Source organism: Paenibacillus sp. FSL H8-0122 (genome assembly GCF_038005345.1).
In the GTDB taxonomy this organism is placed as follows: domain Bacteria; phylum Bacillota; class Bacilli; order Paenibacillales; family Paenibacillaceae; genus Paenibacillus_AQ.
The window spans coordinates 3,214,116-3,233,450 of sequence record NZ_JBBOTB010000001.1; the positions used below are offsets into that span (position 1 = coordinate 3,214,116).

Below are 19,335 nucleotides of genomic sequence, written 5' to 3' on the forward strand. Positions count from 1 at the left end.
AATGTATTATTCTACTTCATTTCAGCTTGTCATTTGACCTTGTCGATCTTGAATACAAACTTCCAGGAGGCTGAATTTCCGGAATACCGCCCGCGGTTTTCGACTACCTTCACTGTCAGCGATTTGTTCTGGGTATCCTTCAGGGCTGACACCTTAATAGAGGCGCTCGCTGAGCCTTCTTCAGGGATCTTATCCTGTTCCTGCGCTTCAGCACGAAGCTTAATGCTTCCTGTTGAACTGAGATCCAGTGTGACTGAATCCCCTTCTTCCAGCTCCTCTCCATTCACGAATCCGCCCCACCACCACTCATTGCCTACGTGATTATTCTCTACCAGATCTGCACTTACAAACGTAACCTTCACCTTCTGAGTCTTGCCTGCTGCCGATAATGGCTGCACACTTAAGGATAGAGCCAACATCAACACTACAAAAAGCGTTGCCAGTTTCCGCTTCATTTTACAGTAGCACCTCTTTACTATTCTATTTTTTACCAATTATAGCAGGTCAAATGGCTTAGTTCTACAGACTCACAAAATATTCATATTTGTCAGTTTTCCCCGCTTCCCTCTCAAGGAATGTATTATCCATTTAAGGAATGTATTATCCATTTAAGGTGAAGACTGTAATTAGGCTGCGTAGTTCAATCAGGCAACACAAGGTTACATATATAGTATATGGATATCCGATAGATTCAGGAGGAACCGCTATGAAGAAACCCTTGTATAAAAAGATCTCGTCCCTCGCCCTAGTAATCGTATTCGGAGGTGTCATTGGACTGGCCGCAGGCTGCAACGCTCCGGCTAATCAGGCTACCCCCACTCCCGCCGGGACAGCGCAGCCAACAGCAGCGCAGCCCACGCCAGCACCAGCCGCTGAACCATCCACCGGGAAGGGGGCAGTGAACTGGGAATCTGCTATCCAACAAATCGCGACTACGGATACGGAGGCCACGCAAAAAGCAGACGCCGCAGAAGTTTTGGCGAAATCTTACACTCCGTCGGCGGTGGAGCTTAAGGATTTTGAATCCCAGATCGTGGAGGAGTACACCGCCGGGAATTATCTCGCACACAGCGAAGACGCCGGATACATGCTGACGAACCTGTTTAAGGCTACCGTTGTTGAGCGCAATCACCCTGACGGTGAGGCCATTAAGAAGTTTGCCTTTGACTTTTACCAGAACACCAAGAATGTCTTCCGCGGAGCTGATACTGTGGACAGTGAAGCCGTACAGTCGAATGAAACGCAGATGGATAAAGCGTTGTCAGAGTTCAAACCCAAATAAAACTCCTTATGTCTCCGGCATGGGATCTCCCGTATTTACAATCAAGCCGGGACCCTAGTCAAAAAAAATAGCCCGGCCTCTTTCAGCGCCGGGTAATGACCTCTATTTTCTGTTCAGATTCTGCCAGACTCCTTCAATAAAATAAAATCATGACCACGCCGGGTCAATTTGATTTCAGCAGTTCTAACCGTCACGATCCCGCTGCCTGATCGGGAGATCTTAATATTCTCCACCATCCGGCTGTCGATAAGCTCCTCCATAATATCCGCGAAGGCCTCAGCTTCAAGTTCCATTACCTCCTGATTAACCGCCTGTTCCGCTTCAATCCGCTTGAGGATAGCATATATCTTTTCCTTCTCTTCCATCGTACACCTCTTTCATGCCAGCACTAATTGCCCTGAAGACAATGACTTCTATTATCGCACATCCATTCGGGGCAAGGCGAATTTAAATTCACCGTCATGCAGCAAAGCTTGTCCATCCTGCACCTGCAACAAGCGCAGTCCCGGATTGCCGGGACTGCGCTGACTGATTGGATCTCCTAGTAGAAGCAGGCACTCAGAATAATAACGAGCAGGATATAAAGAACCAGAATCGCGCCTGTCGATGTCCAAGGACTTACTCCACAAGTATTCACGCCGCCTACATTGCCACCATATCCGCAATCTGCACCCATGAGATTACCTCCTTCATATTGTTGACTACAGAACAGCATATGAGTAAGCAGCCTTATCAGATTGGGCGAAACGGACATAATTTGGGGCGTATGTACAAGGGCATCCTGCCCGCCCGTCCTTGCGGGCAGCCCAGGATGTCCCATGCTATTGCTTAATCGGATACCAGGATTCCATCGAAGCTCTCCGGACCTACACGAACTGTACCAAGCAGGTTCGAACTGACAAATGCAGTATAGGTTAACTGCGGAGTAATCGTCGGCAGGAAATCATCCGCAGAGAAGGTGATAACCTGTGGAGCCAGAACACTAAGATTGAAAGTTGAAGTTGCGGAATACACCAGCGGGTCCGTTGGCAGCGTTCCTCTGACAATCGTTACAGTTATACCCAGCAGCGCAAGCGGAAGCTGCAGCGAAATGGTTCCTTTTAGGATTACGCGAGGATTCGCGCCTACCCCTGCAGTGATCAGCCCAATTTGCCCGAAGAGCTGCGGAGTATTAATTACCAGGATAGGTATTGCAATAGAGTTGGCAAAACTAGCATTCTGTGAGGTTCTACCATCAACATAAGTTCCCATATCAAGCACCTCCTTTCTTCTTTACTAGTATATTAGCGTTCCTACCAAACTGATTGGATGTAATCCCCATTTCTTTCACCCTATTTTATTTTCTTTCAAGTAGCCGGTGCTGTCCTATTCTTCTTTGGTAGTCCCGCTCCGCTTATTGAACGCCAGTTCAAACAGTCCCGTTGCCGATAATCCGGCCAGGCCTCCGGCCCATAGACGAAGAATGAGATCCATGTCTGTAAAAGGGTATGCAGCCGCTCCTACCAGCAGGCCGATGGCCAGCCCCACCGCAGGAACCACGTTGCGCGGAAGATTAACGCTGTTCTTGACGAGCTGGACCAGCGCCATGACGAATACCGCCAATACGGATGCAAAAGCTAGTACATTGTTAAGTGCATCGTAGTACATAACGGCTACACCCCTTTGCTTGTAACCAGCAGACCAGCGCGGTTCAATACGGTCAGCAGCCGGTAGAAATCATAGCTGCCTCCTGACGGCGTATCCAGCAGACCGGCGGCAGACGCTACCTGTACCGCAGGCTCAGCCCAGGCCGGCACATTCATTACTGTACGGCCCTCAATGACAGCCAGACGTTCCGCGACGCCTTTAATGGCTTGGCCTTGCTCTTGAACGCCGGCCTTCAGTGTATCTCTGCTGACAGACAGCCCTGCCAGCAGCTCCTTCAGTTCCCGCAGCTCGGTTTCCAGCGCCGCAATTTTTTGTTTATCTTCAGCCGACATCTCTTCATCCTCCTTCAGCTCGTCATATTGATACAGGTTATAGGAATCCATAATCTGAATCAGCTTGGACGCATAACCCGGGTCCGTTGCGTAGCCTGCAGCAGCAATCTCGCGGGCGGCTGTTTTGCCGTCGACTCCAATAGCCTTGCTGTACAGCTTGGGGTTCCAGGATACTCCCCCGGTAATCAGTGCGGAATGATCCGCTATAGATTCTCCCCAGTTATGATAGGAACGGAACTGGGCAGTCACCTGTACTGCTTGGCCGTTCCTGTATTCCGTTGTCGGAAGCGCGAGGCTGCCTGCAGGCCCGCTGCCCTTGATGCCGAACAGATTGTTAGCCTTCAGCGTCAAGCCGCTCGTTCCCCAGCCGGATTCCAGCGCCGCCTGGGCAATCGTCAGCGAAGCTGCAATACGGCTGCGCTTCATATCAGCTACCGCGAAGGATGCGATCCGTGAGATAAATTCGGAGCTTGTCATTGCATCACTTCCTTTCCTACTATATTGAATGCCCCACCCTGCCAAACTGCCTGTGCTTATCCCTGTTATGATGTATATGGAAGTAAGCTGCGGCTTATACGCATGCAAACAGCGCCGGAGCGGATGCCCCGGCGCTGTTTCAATCCCCCCCTATATCCCCTACCGCTAAAATACGCTAAGGATAATAATCAGCAAAATAAACAACACCAGTATGGTCGCCGTTGACGTTCTCAGACCTCCACTCATCTGAAGCCCCCCTTTCTTACGCACATGCCCAGCTTTGATTCCTCTACATCATATGCCTGTAGTCCCAAAAAAACTGGGCGAACGCACAATATGGGATTTATATGTAAAAAAAAGTATTGTTAAATCTTCCATCCTGGCTTAAACTAGTAATAATTAACTATATAGGAGGGACTAATTTACTATGCCTTCATATTATTTCAAGGAAATTTGGACACCGCTGAGCTGGATAGGCATTAAGTTTTTCCGGGATGACGAAGGATTTCTGTGGATCAAGAGATGGTCTAATCCACGTAAGCGGTTACGCTGAACGTAATGAGACAACATCAAACAACCTTTTTTCCGGCACAAGAGAAGCATCCCCATCCTGCCGATAAAAGGTTGTTTGTTGTTGCTGTCTGCTGTTGATTGCTGATCCTAAGATGCCGCCTCGAAGGTAATCCGGTTCTTCCCGCTCCGCTTGGAGATATACAGTGCTTCGTCTGCGAGCCGCAGGGTCAGGGTGGTATCTCCGCCGTCCGGAGTCCATACAGCAGCACCTACGCTGCAGCCTACACGAAGCTCCTCGCCTTTAATCAGAATCGGCTGGTTGATCTTGCTGATAATCCGTGAAGCCACCACCTCCGCTTCCTTCATCGGTTTGCCCGCCGAGGTATTCAGAATAATCACGAATTCATCCCCGCCCAGCCGGGCAACGATCTCATTGTCCCGCGTACAATCCATCAGCCGGAAGGCCACCTCCTGAAGCAAGGCATCTCCAACCGCATGGCCGAAGCTGTCGTTCACTTTTTTGAAGCCGTCCAGATCCATATACAAAAAGCTTAGTGTCGTCCGCTTCTGCTTGGCCTTAGTGACCGCATGGGCCAAAAACTCATCCAGTGCTGCCCGGTTGGGCAAGCCGGTAAGCTTATCATGCAGCGCCATATCCGACATATAGCTCAGCTTGGTCTCTGTCTTGGTCAGGTTGTTCACCAGGCCCTGCAGGGAGGCCGACAGAATCGCCATATCCTTGAACCGGGTAGAGGCCGGGATCTCCACATCGGCACCGGAGCTGAGCAGGTCGGCTGTACGGGTGATATCCCTCAACGGTCGGCTGATCCATCCGGCCAGCAGCCAGCCGATTAGTGCGAAGGCCGCAGCGGTCAGCAGACCGCTGATCAGGATGAAGTGTTCAAGCTGATGGACTGAGGCAAAAGCGATGTCTGCTGGCTGACGGATAATGACCGTCCAGCCAAGGCCCGGGTAGTTCATGTAACCATCGCCATAGGCGTATCCCGTTAAATAGGAGTCACGGCCCCGCTCCTGTTCGATCACGTATGAGCTCTTGCCGCTGCGGGCCTGCTGCAGGACCGCAGCCGTCATTCTTTTGCCGGTGAGCGCTTCTGGTCCCAATAGAATGGTGTCGTCCTTCTTACTGACCACGAACACCTCCACGCCCTTAAGCCGTTCCTTGAGCGGATTCACAATGGAGGCCTCGACCTCACGTGACCACTCCCAGCTAAGATGTGCCGCCAGCACGCCGCTTGTCTGTCCTTGCTTGTCCATGACCGGCACACTCACATCAACAAACTGCAGGGCTTCCCCTGTAGGATTAGGCAACAGCTTAGAGAGCAGCACCGCATCGTGGACATCCCCGACGAAGGTTCCCTTAAGCGCCTGCTGAAAGACAGGCCTCTGGCTGATATTCGTTCCTTGTAGAATCCGATCCGTGGAAGCAACCACATTCCCTGTCTTATCCAGGAAGCCCACCCAAGTGAATACCGGCAGACTCTTCTTCAGCTGATTCAGCAATCCGCCGGCCTCTGCTTGTTCAACGGGCTCCTGAAAAGCATTCAGCTTACTCAAAACTTCTATTTCACCGGAACGTGACCACATGAACTGATCAAGCTTCTCGGACATTTGATTGGCCTCTGCGGCCAGGGAGCTGCCGATACTGACTTCCACAGAAGTGGTGGAGCGGTTGCCGATGACATAGCTGAGAATAGCCGTGATCAGAATGATAATAACCGCAAATGCTGTTGAAAATAAAGTACGAAGACTTAATGACATGTACACTCTCCTCTTCCGATGACCTTGTTCATGCTTCCGACCACTGAAGATATCTTGCGGCAACATGTCGAAATGGGTCGATATTTCTTTATCGGAAGAGTCCGGCAGAAATATAATACAGCTTTCCGGCACACCGCCGTTTTTTCTTGAGTCGTTACCCTACCTTCGCTCCCATGGAACGGGCCAGTAGCACAGCCTGCTCCACATCCAGCCGCACTCCTTTGAGATCCAGACTCTTCAGGTCAATCCCCTCCAGCTTGGCGTCACGCAGATCGGCCCCTGTAAGCTTGCACTGCGCAAGCTGCACCCGGCTTAAATCCGCCCCGCGCAGATCCGCCTTTTGCAAATCGCAGCCCTGCATGTCTGCCTCGGTGAACCGGATGCCCCGCAGATCCTGCCTGCTGAGATTCAGATGGCGCAGATTCGTATAGGCCCAGTCCCCTCCGCTCAGTGTAATACCGTCCATATAGGCATTGGCGAAATCCGATCCGACCATCTTGCAGTTCTCGAACTTCGCCACGAACAGATTGGCTCCGGTGAACTTGCAGTTGGTGAACGCGCCATCCGTGTGCAGCGAAGCATTCAGCAGGGCACCAGTGAAATCGCAATCGACAAACCTGCAGCCAGTGGAGGTCATCTCTTCCATAGAAGCTCCCCGAAAGGAGCAGCGCTCAAAGGTGCAGCCGTTTATTTCTCCATCCTGCAATGCTGCGTAATCAAAATTATGTTCATTAAAGGTTTCATTATGGTATTGATACATAGTTTAAGCACCTCTTTATCTGGGTATTGGAGCAAAGGTATGGTATAACAGATACTATATTATTCTTTAAATATACTACTTTAGGAGATTGTCCAAGTGTAGCCGTTTCGATATAATAGCAAATAAAATAGCGGAGGTAAATGATGGATGACTCCAGCAGAAAAGAACCATTCCGATATGTAATGAACCAGCCCATCGATTGCTGGCTTGAAATTCCCGCCAGTAATTCGGGACCGGGAGCGGGAAAATTGACTGAAGGTATTCTGCTTGACCTTAGCCGCTCCGGCTGTAAGGTCCGCACGTCGCTGAACCTCCGCTTCACCGCAGGGGATACGAAGCTGATTATTCATTTTCAGCTGGCGGAAGAGAAGCTGCAGTATGAAGGCAGTGTCCGCTGGGGCTGGATGTTCGGCCTGGGGCAATACCAGTACGGGGTAAGGCTGGACCTGCAGGAAGACGAGGAAGAACAGCTGCTGCGGGAGCTGGAGCTCTGGACCAGCGGAAGAAGCGCGCAAGGCTTATAGCTATCCCTCGCCTTATTGATGCACACAAACGCAAGCAAGGCTGATTAGGAGCCTTGCTTGCGTGAAATAGGAACGTATCTTTTACACTTCGATTCTTCTCCTCACCAGCGTAACCATTCCATAGACCATCAGGCAGACCACCGCCACTTCAAACAGCAGCGCCCCTTCATTGAATGGAAGATACTGTATAGTGAAATCACTACCGGACTGGAGTCTTCCAGGGTAAATCTCGAAGTTAAAGGCATTATCCAGACCGCTGAAATAGCTGTCGAAGAGAAACTTCTCCAGATAACCAAATACATTCTCCAGCGTGACCAGAAGGGCTACGCCAATCCAGATTCTCCCCTTCATACGCAGACTAAAGGCTACTGTAAAGGAAAACATCACCATCACCATTAGAAATAAGGATGACCAGACCGATTGCAGCAATGCGCGGAGGCCAGCCGTCAGCAGATTACCGGGCAGGAAATCCATCGTGTACAGCAGCTCGTAGATCCCCAGATGGGCCAGACCGAGGAGGATCACCACCCCAATCAGCAGCAGCGCCAGCAGCATGGGAGACAGGACCGTCTGCAGCGCAGTAACCGGCAGAAGCCGCCGCTGATAGGATTTAAGATTACGGAAATATCCGGTGACCGCTATAAATATCATCGAAATGGCCAGTATGCAGTATACAGCCAGGTTCAGGGAGGCCAGGTTTACGTCTACCTTTGCACTGGAGATCCACAGCCCGGTCTGCGCGAGTAACGCAATTACAATGAAGACGAGAATGCGTTCCTTTCTGCGTTTAAGATCATATTTTAATAGCTTCAGCATTCGGCAAACACCTCTCTGAACAGCTCATCTACACTCTTCCCATGCTCTTGTCTAAGCTCCTCCACCGGACGATGCAGTACAACCTCCCCCTCCTTCAGGAAAATCACCTCATCAAAGATCCGTTCGATATCCGTCACCAGATGGGTGGAGAGCAGAATGCTGCTGTCCTCTTCATAGAACTCCATCAGCGCATTCAAAATCTTAGTTCTGGCCACCGGATCAACGCCTCCAATCGGCTCATCCAGCAGATATAATCTGGCCCGGCGGGAGAGCGCTAATGTCAGCTGCAGGCGTTCGTTCATTCCTTTGGATAACGTCCGCACCTTATCCGCTGTACGCAGATTCATGAAATCCAGCATCCGCAGCGCCTTGGCCTGATCGAAATCCGGGTAGAAATCCTGCTGGAATCTCAGCGCATCCCCGATATTCATCCATGACTCCGTTACCGGCACATCCGGCATGAAGGAGACGAGCTTCTTACTCTCTACGCCCACGGGCACCCCGAGGACTGAGATCCGGCCCGATCCGGGCCAGGCGAGTCCGGCGATCAGCTTCATGAGCGTGCTTTTGCCGCTGCCGTTGCTTCCCAGAAGGCCGGTGATGGTGCCGCTGCCCAGCTTGAAGGAGACTTGGTTCAGCGCCTGTCTGTGGCCAAACTGTTTGCTTACATTCTGAATGTCAACTATATCGTCCACTCTTCTTACTCCCCCTGTTCTTGGTCCCGCTGGTGAATGTTCTCTGCCACTGCAGTTAGTATATCTTCGCCCTGGAAGCCAAGCTCCTGCATTCCGCGGATAAAACGGTCCAGCACCTCTCGTGCCATCTCCTTCTTGATGGTCAGAATCGTCTCTTCGCTTCCGGTCACATATCTGCCCATACCGCGGCGGGTCTCCACGATGGTCTCACGCTCCAGTTCCTGAAATGTTCTTTGCACGGTATTCGGGTTAATCTGCAGTTCAGCGGCCAATTCACGGACAGAAGGAATCTTATCTCCAGGCTTCAGCTTGCCGGTGATAATCTCTCCCTTGATGTAATTCATGATCTGGAGATAAATCGGCTGGTTATTATCGAATTCGATCACCATCAAGCAACATCCCTGCGTCTGAAGACGGCGAAGCCTGCAAGCAGGAACAGCGCCATGTAGATGCACAGCAGGATAATGGAGAAGCTCAGTGTCATTCCCTGCATCGGTGCCCCGCCATCCTGATAGGCTGCAAGATTTAGATTAGGGAACAACACATATTTGTAGAAATCACGGGAAATAACCAGCTTATCAATAGTGGTGGCGAAGATGGTCGCCCCGATCGTTACGCCCGTTGATTTCGTCAGAATCCCCAGCATGAACCCGATCGTAGCGTAGACGGTGCAGTAGACAGTTGAATACAGCAGCGAAGTAAGGATCTCACTGATTCCCGCTTCCCCTCCGCTGAGTCCGAAGAAGACCGCTCCTGAGAGAAAAAGCCCCACCGTCGCAACTACCTGCATGCTAAGTGTATAGAGCAGTACAGTTACATATTTGGAAGCCAGAATCGCCGTGCGGCTGCGGGCACGGATCAGCAGAAATTTGATCGTTCCCTGGTTGTATTCCCTGGATACAATTCCCGCCGTCCCGACGATGATCAGGATGGCCAGAAGCTGGCCAATGCCTCTGGGCTGAAGGGAATCCGCTGTAAAATCCGCCGCTGAAGCATACATATCTGCGGCAAATGTACGAGTCATATAGCCCACTGCCAGCGACAGCACCAGCAGGATGACATAAGGAATGATATTGCTGCGTTTCTTCGATATTTTGAGCCATTCATTCAGCACAAGCAGATTAAATTTACGCAATGCGGTTGCCCCCTGTCCATTTCAGGAAATCCTCTTCCAGACTTTGTCTATTCTCAGTAATCCGGTATATGCCGACCTTGGCTTCGCTAAGTGCCGCCACCAGCTCCGGTACGGCTCCATCCGGCAGCTGCACATGCAGCTCGGAATGGGCTTCATCCGCTCCAGTGACTTTGACGCCCTGCAGGGCTCCGGCCACAGTCCGTGCAGCTTCAATCTTGTCTACCCGGATAGCAAGCGCTACCTCACTCTGCGCCTCTGGCACTTCCGTTAGCTGTGTCACCGTTACAAGCTTGCCGTTCTGAATGACCACCGCACGGTGGCAGATCTGTTCAATCTCGGCCAGCATATGACTGGAGATTAGAATGGCAATGCCCTCTACCTCTGCTATTCTCCGCATATAGTCGCGCATCTCCCGGATGCCGGCGGGGTCCAGCCCGTTGGTCGGCTCATCCAGAATGAGCAGCTTCGGCGAGTGGAGCAAGGCCTGAGCAATCCCCAGACGCTGGCGCATACCGAGTGAGTAGGCCCGAACCTTCTTGTTCATCGCCTCCTGCAGTCCCACCAGCTCCACGACCTCCTTGATCCGCGATGCCCCGGCTCCGTCACTCATACGTAAATATTGCAGCAGGTTATCGTACCCGCTCATATGCGGATAGAACTCGGGATTCTCAATAATCGCCCCGATCTGTGAGATCGCCTGCTTGAAATCCTTGCGGATGCTGTGCCCGTGAATCAGAACATCCCCTCCGCTCATGCGGATCAGTCCGGTCATCATCCGGATGGTGGTCGTTTTGCCGGCGCCGTTTGGTCCCAGCAGCCCGACGATCTCTCCCTTCTGAATCTTGAAGCTTAGGTTATCTACAATGGCCTTACCTTTAATCACTTTACTGACGCCCTGCATTTCCAGGACGGTTTGTTCTTGCGCCGGGCCAGACGGCCCCTGAGCCTTAAGAGCGGTTGAATTCATGACAGCCTCCTTGTGAAGATAGGTATGGGTGGAATAGCAATTCCACAGGTTGTTGCTGAGCTGAAACAGGTGTATGCTCATCGTTGTATTGGTGTGTTAGTTAAATAGTACACTAGTGGTTTTGGTTTGTAAAGCAGGTTTGTGAAAAATTTCCTGAAGCACTATGTAAACAGGCTATCCGTGCAGGGGTTCTAACCATACCAATCTCTATCAGCATACATAGAATAGTATTGCAGGTGGCAGTATCATGCTGCTTTTGCCAAAACCGCTTCAAGGAGGAATACACATGAACAAAGAGGTTCATATCTCGCAGACTTATCCTAGACTCACAGTGTATAGTGAAGAAAACTTCCGGGGAAGAAGCAGAATCTACAGAGGCAATCTCGGTATCCGCGATACGGACAATATTCTGGATGGCATCGAAAGCCTCCGCTTCTTCTCCACCAGCAGCAATGCTACACTCGTTCTGTTCAGCAGAACCCGCTTCAGAGGCAGCTTCCGCGTGCTTCGCGGCAACCACAGCATCCGTGATCTGGATGACTTCATTTCCGGCAATGACGTAGAATCGATCATCTCTACCAACCAGAGACTGACGCTGGACCAGATCCGCCGTATCCGCAGCAGCGGGGATCTTCCTGCAGGCTACCGCTTAATCTAACAGAATACGCACGCTGAACAGGGCACCCTCCGGTATCGCCCAGCCGGAGTGTGCCCTGTTGTGTTCAATAGATTAGAATACGGGTAATCATGGAAAAACTATTATTAAAGACTCACTTAAGATTAGAACTCAAAGCTTGATCGTCGCTGCGGTGAACATTTGGACCTCCGGCCGCTGTTGTGTTTGAATTTTCCTGATTAAAACCACTGTTAGCGGTAGAAATTCAAACACAAAGGCGGTCGCTACCGCTCCTACAGTTCCAAATTTCCCCTCCGCTTCTTTTTGCTTTTTGTAAATTTCTTTAGTGTGTCTTAAATAGTTAAGAACTACATCAAGGAGAAGATCAAATTGCGACTATCTAAATTTTCCAGTACAAAATTGAACTCGGGCGCGCCAGGCCCTGCCCCCTCCCGGCCGGTGAAGAATACTGCGCAGCAGCATCTCAAGCCGTTTTTCCAAAAGTATTTCTGGCTCCTGGCTGTAGGGGCTCTTGCCTTATACACACTGGCGTTTGCTGACCGCTATTATGTCACAGCCTTGGGACTTGGGGTGCAGCAGGGGCTGATTACGGCCAAAACCGTGCAAGCTGCGCTGCTGTGGCTCACTGGCATCCTGTTAACCTTGAAGCTGTACGTCATTACGGTCAGAGCCAAAGATAAATTCAAAGGCGGCTACCGTTTCTTCTATTACTTCAGTTTCTTGAATTGGCCCGCTGCCGTCCTGCTGCTGCTTACCCTGGTCTTCCAGGCTCCACAGCAGTCAGCCGATCTGGTGCAGTATTGGACAAGCAGCCGCTTCACCGAGAAGCCTGTCCAGATTACCAACACCTACAAAAGCTGTGGGCCCAACAGCAGCTGCACGCTCGTCGTAGACACCTCGAACCAGGGAAGATTCCGTGTAAACGGCTATATGAATAGCCTTATTTTGGCTTACGAGCCGCACATAACCGCCCTCCGCTATCTCCCGGCCTCCCGCAGAATTATTAATATCCGTACAGCGGAGGGCTGGCTGGAGTGAAGGCTTAAGGCCGCACAATCGCGCCAGAAGGTGTATTATGGTAAATATGGCATTCCACGAGGAGGACCACCAGAATATGAAGCCACTGGATATCCATCCAACAGCGTTGTACGAGCAGGTTCAGTCTAACATTGGCAGCTTTCAGGTCTTGGCAAACTACAGGCTGAATAGTGTGAGAACCGGGGTCTGGAAGCTGCAATCCGATCAGGACTCTAAATGTTATTACTTAAAAACGTACAGCCGCAAACAGAGATGGCACCCGGAAGTCTATGCATACCGTCACTGGATAGGTCAATTGAAACCGTATGTACCTGAGCTAATTGCTGCTTACGAGGGGGAGGATTGGCAGGCTATATTAATTACAGCAATCGACGGGTTCATTATGAGAGAGACGGCACTAAGCCCAAGTGCTGCTGAAGCCGCTTATTATAAGGCTGGTGAGTTAACAAAGATTCTGCATCTATCGCAGACAGGCCGCTGGTTCGGCCGCCCCGATCAATATGGAAACCCGATAGAGCTAAGTCACCACGCTGACCCGGTGCAGTATATTGCTGATGCAATTCAGGACTTAACTTCTCAATGTGTTGATGGGGGACTGCTGCAGGCCTATGAACTAAGGTTAACCGATTGGGCACTTCAGAACGTTCATATCTTTCGGCACAGCAGACCTGTGCCTATTAGCTGGGACTCCACACCAGGCAACTGGCTGGTGGATGACCAGGGGATTTTGACAGGTATGATTGACTTCGAGAATATGTTGTGGGGGCTGGATATGGACAACTTCTCCATTCTGTTCGCCAGATATTTCATAGATCATCCGTCTGCCAGAGATGCCTATTTTGCAGGGTATGGACCTGAAGTGCTTAAGGAACAGTCTGCTGAAATACAAATATGCTGCATCAAAATGGCCCTCGGCGACATCAGCTGGGGTACTCACAATCATCAGCCCGAAGTCGTCCGATCCGGCAGAGAGCTTATGAAAAGAATACATAATCAGCAGCTTTTCCTGTAAGGAAGCTTGAAGGCAGTGCAAGTTCCATGCAGCTTCCCGCCTACATAGCAGCTACCTCTGCCGCCAGCTCCCTCACCTGCTGCTGCAGGACATTCACTTCATCGGTCCCTTCCCAGTAGCGGGTGACAAAATGCAGAAATACGTCTATCTTGCGCAGGAGCATAAGCACTGGAATAGTCGCCAGTTCTTCGGGAGTCAGCGTAACTTTGCTGTTATAACCCCTCCAGAAATCACGGATGATCCGCTCCGAGTCCTCATGACTGAGCAAGGCCGACAGGATTACAGCAGCATCCATAACCCGTACATCCCGGGTGCAGAATTCAAAATCCAGCAGCGCCGTCACCCGGGCCGTATCCGCTTCATCCACCAGCAGGTTGGAAGCATTCAGATCGCCGTGCACCAGCTGATGCGGCAGGCTCTGAAGCTGTTCCAGCGAGTCAGCCACATTGTCGTAGGCCTCCACTAATAGGGTAAGCTCCGGCAGCAGCTCCTTCAGAGACTCGGGCGTGTCCGTCACCAGACCATGCAGCGCTTCACGGGTGCATAGCGGATAGGAGGTCCGCAGCTCGTAGTACGGACGGTATACGGACGGGATGCCCGTATCGATCTCAGCCAGTACAGCGGACAAGATGCCTGCCGCTTCTCCAAAAGACTCATAGTAATCCGCATCTTGCCCGGACGGGGATTCCCCTTCGATGTAAGCAAACAAGCAGGCGAATTTCCCGCTCTCTTCAAGTTGAACCAAGGTCTCTCCACTGGCAGTTCGGATCGGAAGAGGTGTACTGAACGGCAGACCCGCAGCGGCCAGCTTCAGCAGCACCGTATGTTCGAATTCTATTTTTTTCCTGTTCTTATGTGTGTCATAGATACGCAGCACCGCACGGCGATCCCCGCTCTCCACGAAATAAGTGGTGTTATTCCAGCCCCCGCTCCGTTTGTGCAAGGTTCCCTTCCATTCAGGCCAGACCTGACTCACGATGTCTTCCGTAGGCTTATGCCCCTTTCATAGTAGGTTATGTATCCAGCCATTGTAGAATCAGATCAGGACCGTGTCAAATGATCAGCCAGCCGTACCGTTATACGGGCAACGAATTATCCGCTATAATAGACACCATATAACACTAGCAAAGGATGGTATACCTATGGACTCTACTGTAAGCAAACGCTGGCTGCTAGCCAGACTCTATGAGCCGGAACAGACCATCGTAGACTGCCGGTTCACCTTGGGCAAGCCTCAGGAGGGCAAAGAACGTTATAATAAAGAGCATATTCCCGGCGCGGTCTATCTCGATTTGGAACTCGACCTGTCTGCTCCTGCAGGCGGGCATGGCGGACGACACCCCCTTCCCGACACGCAAGTGCTGGCATCCCGGCTATCCAAGCTCGGCATCGGCAACGGTTCACGGATTGTCGCTTATGATGATGAGAACGGCATGAATGCCGCCCGTCTGTGGTGGCTGCTGCGCTACCTCGGGCATGAGCAGGTCTTCATTCTGGAGGGCGGCTTCAGCCAGTGGAAAGAGGATAAATATCCGGTAACAGATCATCAGCCGATTCGCGTGCCCAGCTCATTCGTGGCAAATGTTCAGCCGCAGATGCTGGCGGGAGTTGAAGAGGTGCGGGAGATTTCGGAGCAAACGGTAGGTGCTGGAACGATTGCAAAAGCTGAGGTCCAGACGAATGATGGCACAGGTGTATCATCCTCACCTAGCGCTCTTCCCGTTCTGATCGACTCCCGCGCGAATGACCGCTACCGCGGGCTGAACGAGACCTTGGACAAAAAGGCCGGACATATTCCGGGCGCCCTGAACTACTTCTGGAAAGATACGCAGAATGCAGACGGCAGCTTCAAGAACGCGGAGCAACTTGAGGAGCATTTTGACGGACTCGACAAAGACCGCGAGATCATCGTCTACTGCGGCTCAGGTGTTACAGCCTGCCCGAATATACTGGCGCTGGAGAAGGCCGGATACACGAAGGTGCGGCTGTATGCGGGGAGCTGGAGTGACTGGATCAGCTATGAAGATAACCCGGTGGCGGCTGGAGACGAGTAAGAGCCGATAGACCGCGCCGGATGCGGGTTTTGGGGCTGTGACAGGTTGCCGGGAGGCAGGCTGCCCACGGCCCTTTTTTGGCATTTTCGCGCGCGCGGTTCCTGAGTTCGACAAGTTAGTAATTTAAGGATTGACAGTGTGCTGCATCCAAATTAAAATAATCACAGCGGATTAGTGCGATTTAATATTAACTAAACTACAAAAGGAGACTTAAAAAATGGCCGCTCTCCAAACCTTTAAAGCATCTGCGCATTTGCAAGACGGAGTCCAAGTGAAAGTAGCCTCCCGAAGCTTTGAGTTTATTATCGATGAGCCCAAAAGCTTGGGCGGAACCGATACCGGAATGAATCCGGTCGAAGCTTTGCTGGCCTCGCTGGGAGCATGTCAGTCTATCGTGGCCAGAGTGTATGCGCCTAAATTCGGCGTGAACCTCAAGGATTTCTTCGTGGAAGTAGAAGGCGATCTTGACCTGGATGGCTTTTTCAACAGGTCGGAGGTACGTCCGGGCTATTCTGACATTCGGTATACATTCCGAATCAAAACAGATTCGCCCAAAGAACAGGTTGAAGAATTTGTACGGTTCCTGGAAAGCAAATGCCCAGTTGGAGATACCCTTGCATATCCGGTTAATCTCAAACTGGACAGTATAATTATCGAGAGCTAAGCGACCGATAAGAACCGAGGAGCCGCGTCGGACGCGGGTTTGGGGGCTGGGAAAGGTTAGGAGGAAGTGACCTTTCCCAGCCCTCTTTGGGCTTTCCTGTCAACAACTTGCAAACGTTCCGGGTTAGCAGCCCCCACTCCCCTTCGTCAGGTCTACCTATGACCGGTCCGGCTACCTTCTACTACAGTTTGGTCAGCACATGCGCACTCACAAAGTAATCCCTGTCTTCGTATTCATCATGGACGAACTCCCACAGCAGCGAAAACCTTAATTCAACTTTATACAACCGCATAATTTGCGGATGAACGTGGACAAATGCTCCCGGCAGGCACAAGCCTTGTTGCGCCATCTCCGGCAGATGCCCGTAAATCAGGTCCAAGTTTTCACGGAGATTTCCTCCCGTCAGCTCCAGAGTCTTAACAGTAGCCGGGCTGGTATAGCCGGTTGCTGATATGCGCTGCAGCAACAGAGTATCGGTTAAATGGACAATCACCCCGTCCGCTGCCAGGAGGCCCAGCAAAGATTGAAAGATGTTGATATGAATCCGTTCAAGCAGCCGATCCAACTGAGCGCTGAATTCCGGTTTATGGGCAACCTTGTTTTTCTTCCGGTAAAAAAAGGCGGAAATGAGCTGCGTCGTGAAGCATAAATTCATGACCACGTCAAAAGGAGGATGCAACGGCGAAAAATCCACGTTGGGTAGCAAATCGTCAACCTTTGCTTTCAAGTCATCCGGTGAAGACACTTCCGTTCCTACTCCGGTCAGATCAATGATTGCCCGTTCGTATTTTTCCGGGTGGGCCGACTTGGCCAGAAAACGGTCCAGCGCTTTTTCATCAATATCGACGATCGTGATCCGTTCAAATATAGACTCGATATACGAAATGGGCACATCGTTTCCGTTCCCGGCCCCGAGCAGTAAAATATGCCCGCGCCCGCAGCGGTTATGTTCCAGCGTTCGCTCCAGAACTTGCTGAATCTGAGCCCGGTAGCCCGCCCAGTGCTGCCAATCATGCTGGGTCGAGTCATTTCGGAGGGTGTTGGCTTTGCGGAATTTGACGTAAGGAACATTGACTTTTCTCATAAATGGATTCATAGCGTGGTTCACCTTTTCTATCTGGAATGGAGCATTAACGTAATTATATCTTTTTTGGAGCAGGCGGTAAAAGAATGCTATACAACATATTCGGGCTCACTGAAATTGCAGATGGATTAGGGCTCTCTCACACGATCTACGGACAATGTACAAAGCAGATCATGGTTACGTATAATAACAGCAATATCACGGCTTTTTTTAGTGAAAGCTGTCTTTTAAAGAGGTGAACCGTGTGCCTATTAAAACAGGTAGCCAATACATCGAACGTATCGACCGGCAAAATATCAATATCTTTTACAAAGGAACACGGATCGAAGGCCCTTTATCCAAGCATCCCGCATTTCAAGGTCTCATACAAACCCAAGCCGAAATGTACAACATGCAGTGTGATGAGCGTTATTTAGCACAGATGACCTACCCTTCACCCGCTACAGGAGAGCCTGTTGGTCTATCTTTTCTTCCACCCAAGAATGCTGAAGATTTACAGCGCCGCAGAAAAATGATTGAACTCTGGTCCAGCTGCCATCATGGGTTTTTAGGACGTTCGCCGGATTATATGAATACAGCCCTCATGTCTCTGTTTACAGCGGCCGATATCCTTGAGGAGCTAAATCCGAAATTTGCTGAGAACCTCAGGAAGTACTATGCTTACTGCCGGGATCATGACATTACCTTATCCCATGCCTTCATCCAGCCTCAAGCAAGCAAAATATCCGGCCAGCTTGATGCTACAGAGGATTCTATCGCTGCTAAAGTCGTTGAAATCAATGATGAAGGGATGATTGTAACCGGGGCTTTTATGATGGCAACACAAGGGGCAACCTGCGATGAAATGCTTGTATTCCCGACCCCTTCCCCCTCGTTTGTGGATGATGATAATCCGTTCGCGTTTGCCTTTGCCGTGCCTAATGATCTGCCCGGGATGACTTTTTTTTGCCGTGAAAGCTACGCAGCCTCATCTGCCTACGATCATCCGCTAAGCTCAAGATATGAAGAAATGGATACACTAGTCATATTTGACCGCGTTCTTATCCCTCATGACCGTGTATTTTATTACGGAGATGAAATGTACTGTTCCCGATTATTCGGCGAGAGTCACTTCCATACGCATCTGGCCCATCAAATCATCACCCGCTATATTGCAAAAACAGAGTTCTTTCTCGGGTTGCTGGAATCTTTGGCAGAAGAACAAAACATTATCCCTGAGCCCCATACTATTCAGCCTATTTCCAGAACGATAACCTATTTAGAGACCTTCAAAGCCTTGAGACTTGCTTCTGAACTAGGGGCCTCCCCAGACAAATTCGGATATCTCGTTCCAGACAAAGGTCCACTTTTGGCTTCGTCCGTTCACTTTTCGGAGTTTTATCCAGAACTGATTGAAATGGTTCAAAATCTCAGTTCAAGCGGTCTCATCATGATCCTCTCGGAGTCCGACTTCGATACAAGCGCTGGTGCGTACCTCAGCCAGTATTTGAAGGGTACGGCTTCGGAGGCGCGGTTCCGAAACGCTCTATTCCGGCTTGCTTGGGAACTGGGAGCGGGTGCATTCGGGGGGCGACAAATCCAGTTTGAGCGGTTATTTTTTGGCAGCTCCCACACACTGGCCTGGCGTATGTACAACAGCTATGATAATCACGAATCCTTCCGTCACATCATTCACGAGTTCATTGCGCCAGAAGAAATTTCACCTGATTTAACAACGGATGGAGTTTCTAATGACTGAAAATGACTGAATTAATTATGCGGGGAATCCTGTGACTTCAAGGCACTCTTCTCATTATTCTGAGGAGAGTGTCTATTCCTGCAGCTTCGGCACCTGCTCGATCAGGGTGTCTACGCCTCTCCAAAATAGGATGTGCCCATCAAGTGAGATATAATACATGTTATGAATTGAAGCTGCGTAT

The 19,335-nt window shown here is 50.8% G+C and carries 24 protein-coding genes; 8 read left to right on the top strand and 16 right to left on the bottom strand.

From position 1 onward, the window contains the following. Positions 1-29 precede the first annotated feature (29 nt). Complete coding sequence (locus NSS64_RS14060) at positions 30-455, bottom strand: hypothetical protein (RefSeq protein ID WP_341140501.1); 426 nt, start codon at positions 453-455, stop codon at positions 30-32. A 251-nt stretch (positions 456-706) separates the two neighbouring features. On the opposite strand from NSS64_RS14060, the gene NSS64_RS14065 reads away from it, so the two are divergent. After that, positions 707-1,282, top strand: coding sequence for a hypothetical protein (locus NSS64_RS14065; protein WP_341140502.1), 576 nt, complete (start codon positions 707-709; stop codon positions 1,280-1,282). Positions 1,283-1,395: 113 nt separating this feature from the next. Here NSS64_RS14065 and NSS64_RS14070 read toward each other — a convergent pair whose 3' ends face one another. From NSS64_RS14070 to NSS64_RS14105, 8 genes are all read right to left on the bottom strand, one after another. Continuing rightward, on the bottom strand, positions 1,396-1,647 hold the full coding sequence (locus tag NSS64_RS14070) for a YjcQ family protein (RefSeq protein WP_340941093.1): 252 nt from the start codon (positions 1,645-1,647) through the stop codon (positions 1,396-1,398). A gap of 176 nt (positions 1,648-1,823) precedes the next feature. Beyond that, positions 1,824-1,958 (bottom strand): YjcZ family sporulation protein, encoded by a 135-nt coding sequence (locus NSS64_RS14075; protein ID WP_209873522.1) that lies wholly within the window; start codon positions 1,956-1,958, stop codon positions 1,824-1,826. Between the two features lie 152 nt (positions 1,959-2,110). Further along, the gene (locus tag NSS64_RS14080) at positions 2,111-2,533 is read right to left on the bottom strand and encodes a hypothetical protein (protein ID WP_341140503.1); all 423 of its coding nucleotides are present in this window, start codon (positions 2,531-2,533) and stop codon (positions 2,111-2,113) included. Positions 2,534-2,647: 114 nt separating this feature from the next. After that, the gene (locus NSS64_RS14085; RefSeq protein ID WP_341140504.1) at positions 2,648-2,929 is read right to left on the bottom strand and encodes a holin; all 282 of its coding nucleotides are present in this window, start codon (positions 2,927-2,929) and stop codon (positions 2,648-2,650) included. 5 nt (positions 2,930-2,934) lie between these two features. Beyond that, positions 2,935-3,738, bottom strand: a complete 804-nt coding sequence (locus NSS64_RS14090) for a glycoside hydrolase family 73 protein (RefSeq protein ID WP_341140505.1) — start codon at positions 3,736-3,738, stop codon at positions 2,935-2,937. A 165-nt stretch (positions 3,739-3,903) separates the two neighbouring features. Further along, positions 3,904-3,984, bottom strand: coding sequence for a YjcZ family sporulation protein (locus NSS64_RS14095; RefSeq protein ID WP_245368211.1), 81 nt, complete (start codon positions 3,982-3,984; stop codon positions 3,904-3,906). A 414-nt stretch (positions 3,985-4,398) separates the two neighbouring features. Then, positions 4,399-6,030, bottom strand: a complete 1,632-nt coding sequence (locus NSS64_RS14100) for a diguanylate cyclase domain-containing protein (protein WP_340941097.1) — start codon at positions 6,028-6,030, stop codon at positions 4,399-4,401. Between the two features lie 154 nt (positions 6,031-6,184). After that, positions 6,185-6,790: a pentapeptide repeat-containing protein gene (locus NSS64_RS14105; protein WP_340941098.1), complete on the bottom strand. Its 606-nt coding sequence runs from the start codon at positions 6,788-6,790 to the stop codon at positions 6,185-6,187. Between the two features lie 248 nt (positions 6,791-7,038). Here NSS64_RS14105 and NSS64_RS14110 point away from each other — a divergent pair, with 248 nt between their 5' ends. Beyond that, entirely contained in the window at positions 7,039-7,314 is a 276-nt protein-coding gene (locus NSS64_RS14110; RefSeq protein WP_235218399.1) for a PilZ domain-containing protein, read from the top strand. 81 nt (positions 7,315-7,395) lie between these two features. On the opposite strand, the gene NSS64_RS14115 is transcribed toward NSS64_RS14110, so the two are convergent. From NSS64_RS14115 to NSS64_RS14135, 5 genes are read right to left on the bottom strand one after another with little or no spacing between them, the layout of a single operon-like run. Continuing rightward, positions 7,396-8,130, bottom strand: coding sequence for a hypothetical protein (locus NSS64_RS14115; RefSeq protein ID WP_341140506.1), 735 nt, complete (start codon positions 8,128-8,130; stop codon positions 7,396-7,398). Then, positions 8,124-8,825 (bottom strand): ABC transporter ATP-binding protein, encoded by a 702-nt coding sequence (locus NSS64_RS14120; RefSeq protein ID WP_341140507.1) that lies wholly within the window; start codon positions 8,823-8,825, stop codon positions 8,124-8,126. The genes NSS64_RS14115 and NSS64_RS14120 overlap by 7 nt, the downstream gene beginning before the upstream one ends. A 5-nt stretch (positions 8,826-8,830) precedes the next feature. Beyond that, a complete protein-coding gene (locus NSS64_RS14125; RefSeq protein WP_341140508.1) occupies positions 8,831-9,214 on the bottom strand; it encodes a GntR family transcriptional regulator in 384 nt (127 codons plus the stop codon). Further along, on the bottom strand, positions 9,214-9,960 hold the full coding sequence (locus tag NSS64_RS14130; RefSeq protein ID WP_341140509.1) for an ABC transporter permease: 747 nt from the start codon (positions 9,958-9,960) through the stop codon (positions 9,214-9,216). The genes NSS64_RS14125 and NSS64_RS14130 overlap by 1 nt, the downstream gene beginning before the upstream one ends. Next, a complete protein-coding gene (locus tag NSS64_RS14135; protein ID WP_340992712.1) occupies positions 9,953-10,927 on the bottom strand; it encodes an ABC transporter ATP-binding protein in 975 nt (324 codons plus the stop codon). The genes NSS64_RS14130 and NSS64_RS14135 overlap by 8 nt, the downstream gene beginning before the upstream one ends. A gap of 286 nt (positions 10,928-11,213) precedes the next feature. Between NSS64_RS14135 and NSS64_RS14140 the strand changes: the two genes are divergently transcribed. The 3 genes from NSS64_RS14140 to NSS64_RS14150 all read left to right on the top strand — a co-directional run bounded on the left by NSS64_RS14140 (position 11,214) and on the right by NSS64_RS14150 (position 13,614). Further along, positions 11,214-11,585 (top strand): hypothetical protein, encoded by a 372-nt coding sequence (locus NSS64_RS14140; RefSeq protein WP_340941105.1) that lies wholly within the window; start codon positions 11,214-11,216, stop codon positions 11,583-11,585. Between the two features lie 348 nt (positions 11,586-11,933). After that, positions 11,934-12,602: a hypothetical protein gene (locus tag NSS64_RS14145; protein ID WP_341140510.1), complete on the top strand. Its 669-nt coding sequence runs from the start codon at positions 11,934-11,936 to the stop codon at positions 12,600-12,602. Positions 12,603-12,678: 76 nt separating this feature from the next. Beyond that, a complete protein-coding gene (locus tag NSS64_RS14150; RefSeq protein WP_341140511.1) occupies positions 12,679-13,614 on the top strand; it encodes an aminoglycoside phosphotransferase family protein in 936 nt (311 codons plus the stop codon). Between the two features lie 40 nt (positions 13,615-13,654). Here the strand turns inward: NSS64_RS14150 and NSS64_RS14155 are convergent, their stop codons facing one another. Further along, complete coding sequence (locus NSS64_RS14155) at positions 13,655-14,590, bottom strand: phosphotransferase enzyme family protein (protein WP_341140512.1); 936 nt, start codon at positions 14,588-14,590, stop codon at positions 13,655-13,657. A 166-nt stretch (positions 14,591-14,756) separates the two neighbouring features. On the opposite strand from NSS64_RS14155, the gene NSS64_RS14160 reads away from it, so the two are divergent. Both NSS64_RS14160 and NSS64_RS14165 read left to right on the top strand, forming a co-directional pair. Next, positions 14,757-15,668 (top strand): sulfurtransferase, encoded by a 912-nt coding sequence (locus NSS64_RS14160; RefSeq protein WP_341140513.1) that lies wholly within the window; start codon positions 14,757-14,759, stop codon positions 15,666-15,668. Between the two features lie 217 nt (positions 15,669-15,885). Then, the gene (locus NSS64_RS14165) at positions 15,886-16,332 is read left to right on the top strand and encodes an OsmC family protein (protein ID WP_340941110.1); all 447 of its coding nucleotides are present in this window, start codon (positions 15,886-15,888) and stop codon (positions 16,330-16,332) included. Between the two features lie 181 nt (positions 16,333-16,513). Here the strand turns inward: NSS64_RS14165 and NSS64_RS14170 are convergent, their stop codons facing one another. Then, positions 16,514-17,428: a hypothetical protein gene (locus NSS64_RS14170; RefSeq protein WP_341140514.1), complete on the bottom strand. Its 915-nt coding sequence runs from the start codon at positions 17,426-17,428 to the stop codon at positions 16,514-16,516. Positions 17,429-17,660: 232 nt separating this feature from the next. Between NSS64_RS14170 and NSS64_RS14175 the strand changes: the two genes are divergently transcribed. Continuing rightward, on the top strand, positions 17,661-19,154 hold the full coding sequence (locus NSS64_RS14175; RefSeq protein WP_341140515.1) for a 4-hydroxyphenylacetate 3-hydroxylase family protein: 1,494 nt from the start codon (positions 17,661-17,663) through the stop codon (positions 19,152-19,154). Positions 19,155-19,335 lie beyond the last annotated feature (181 nt).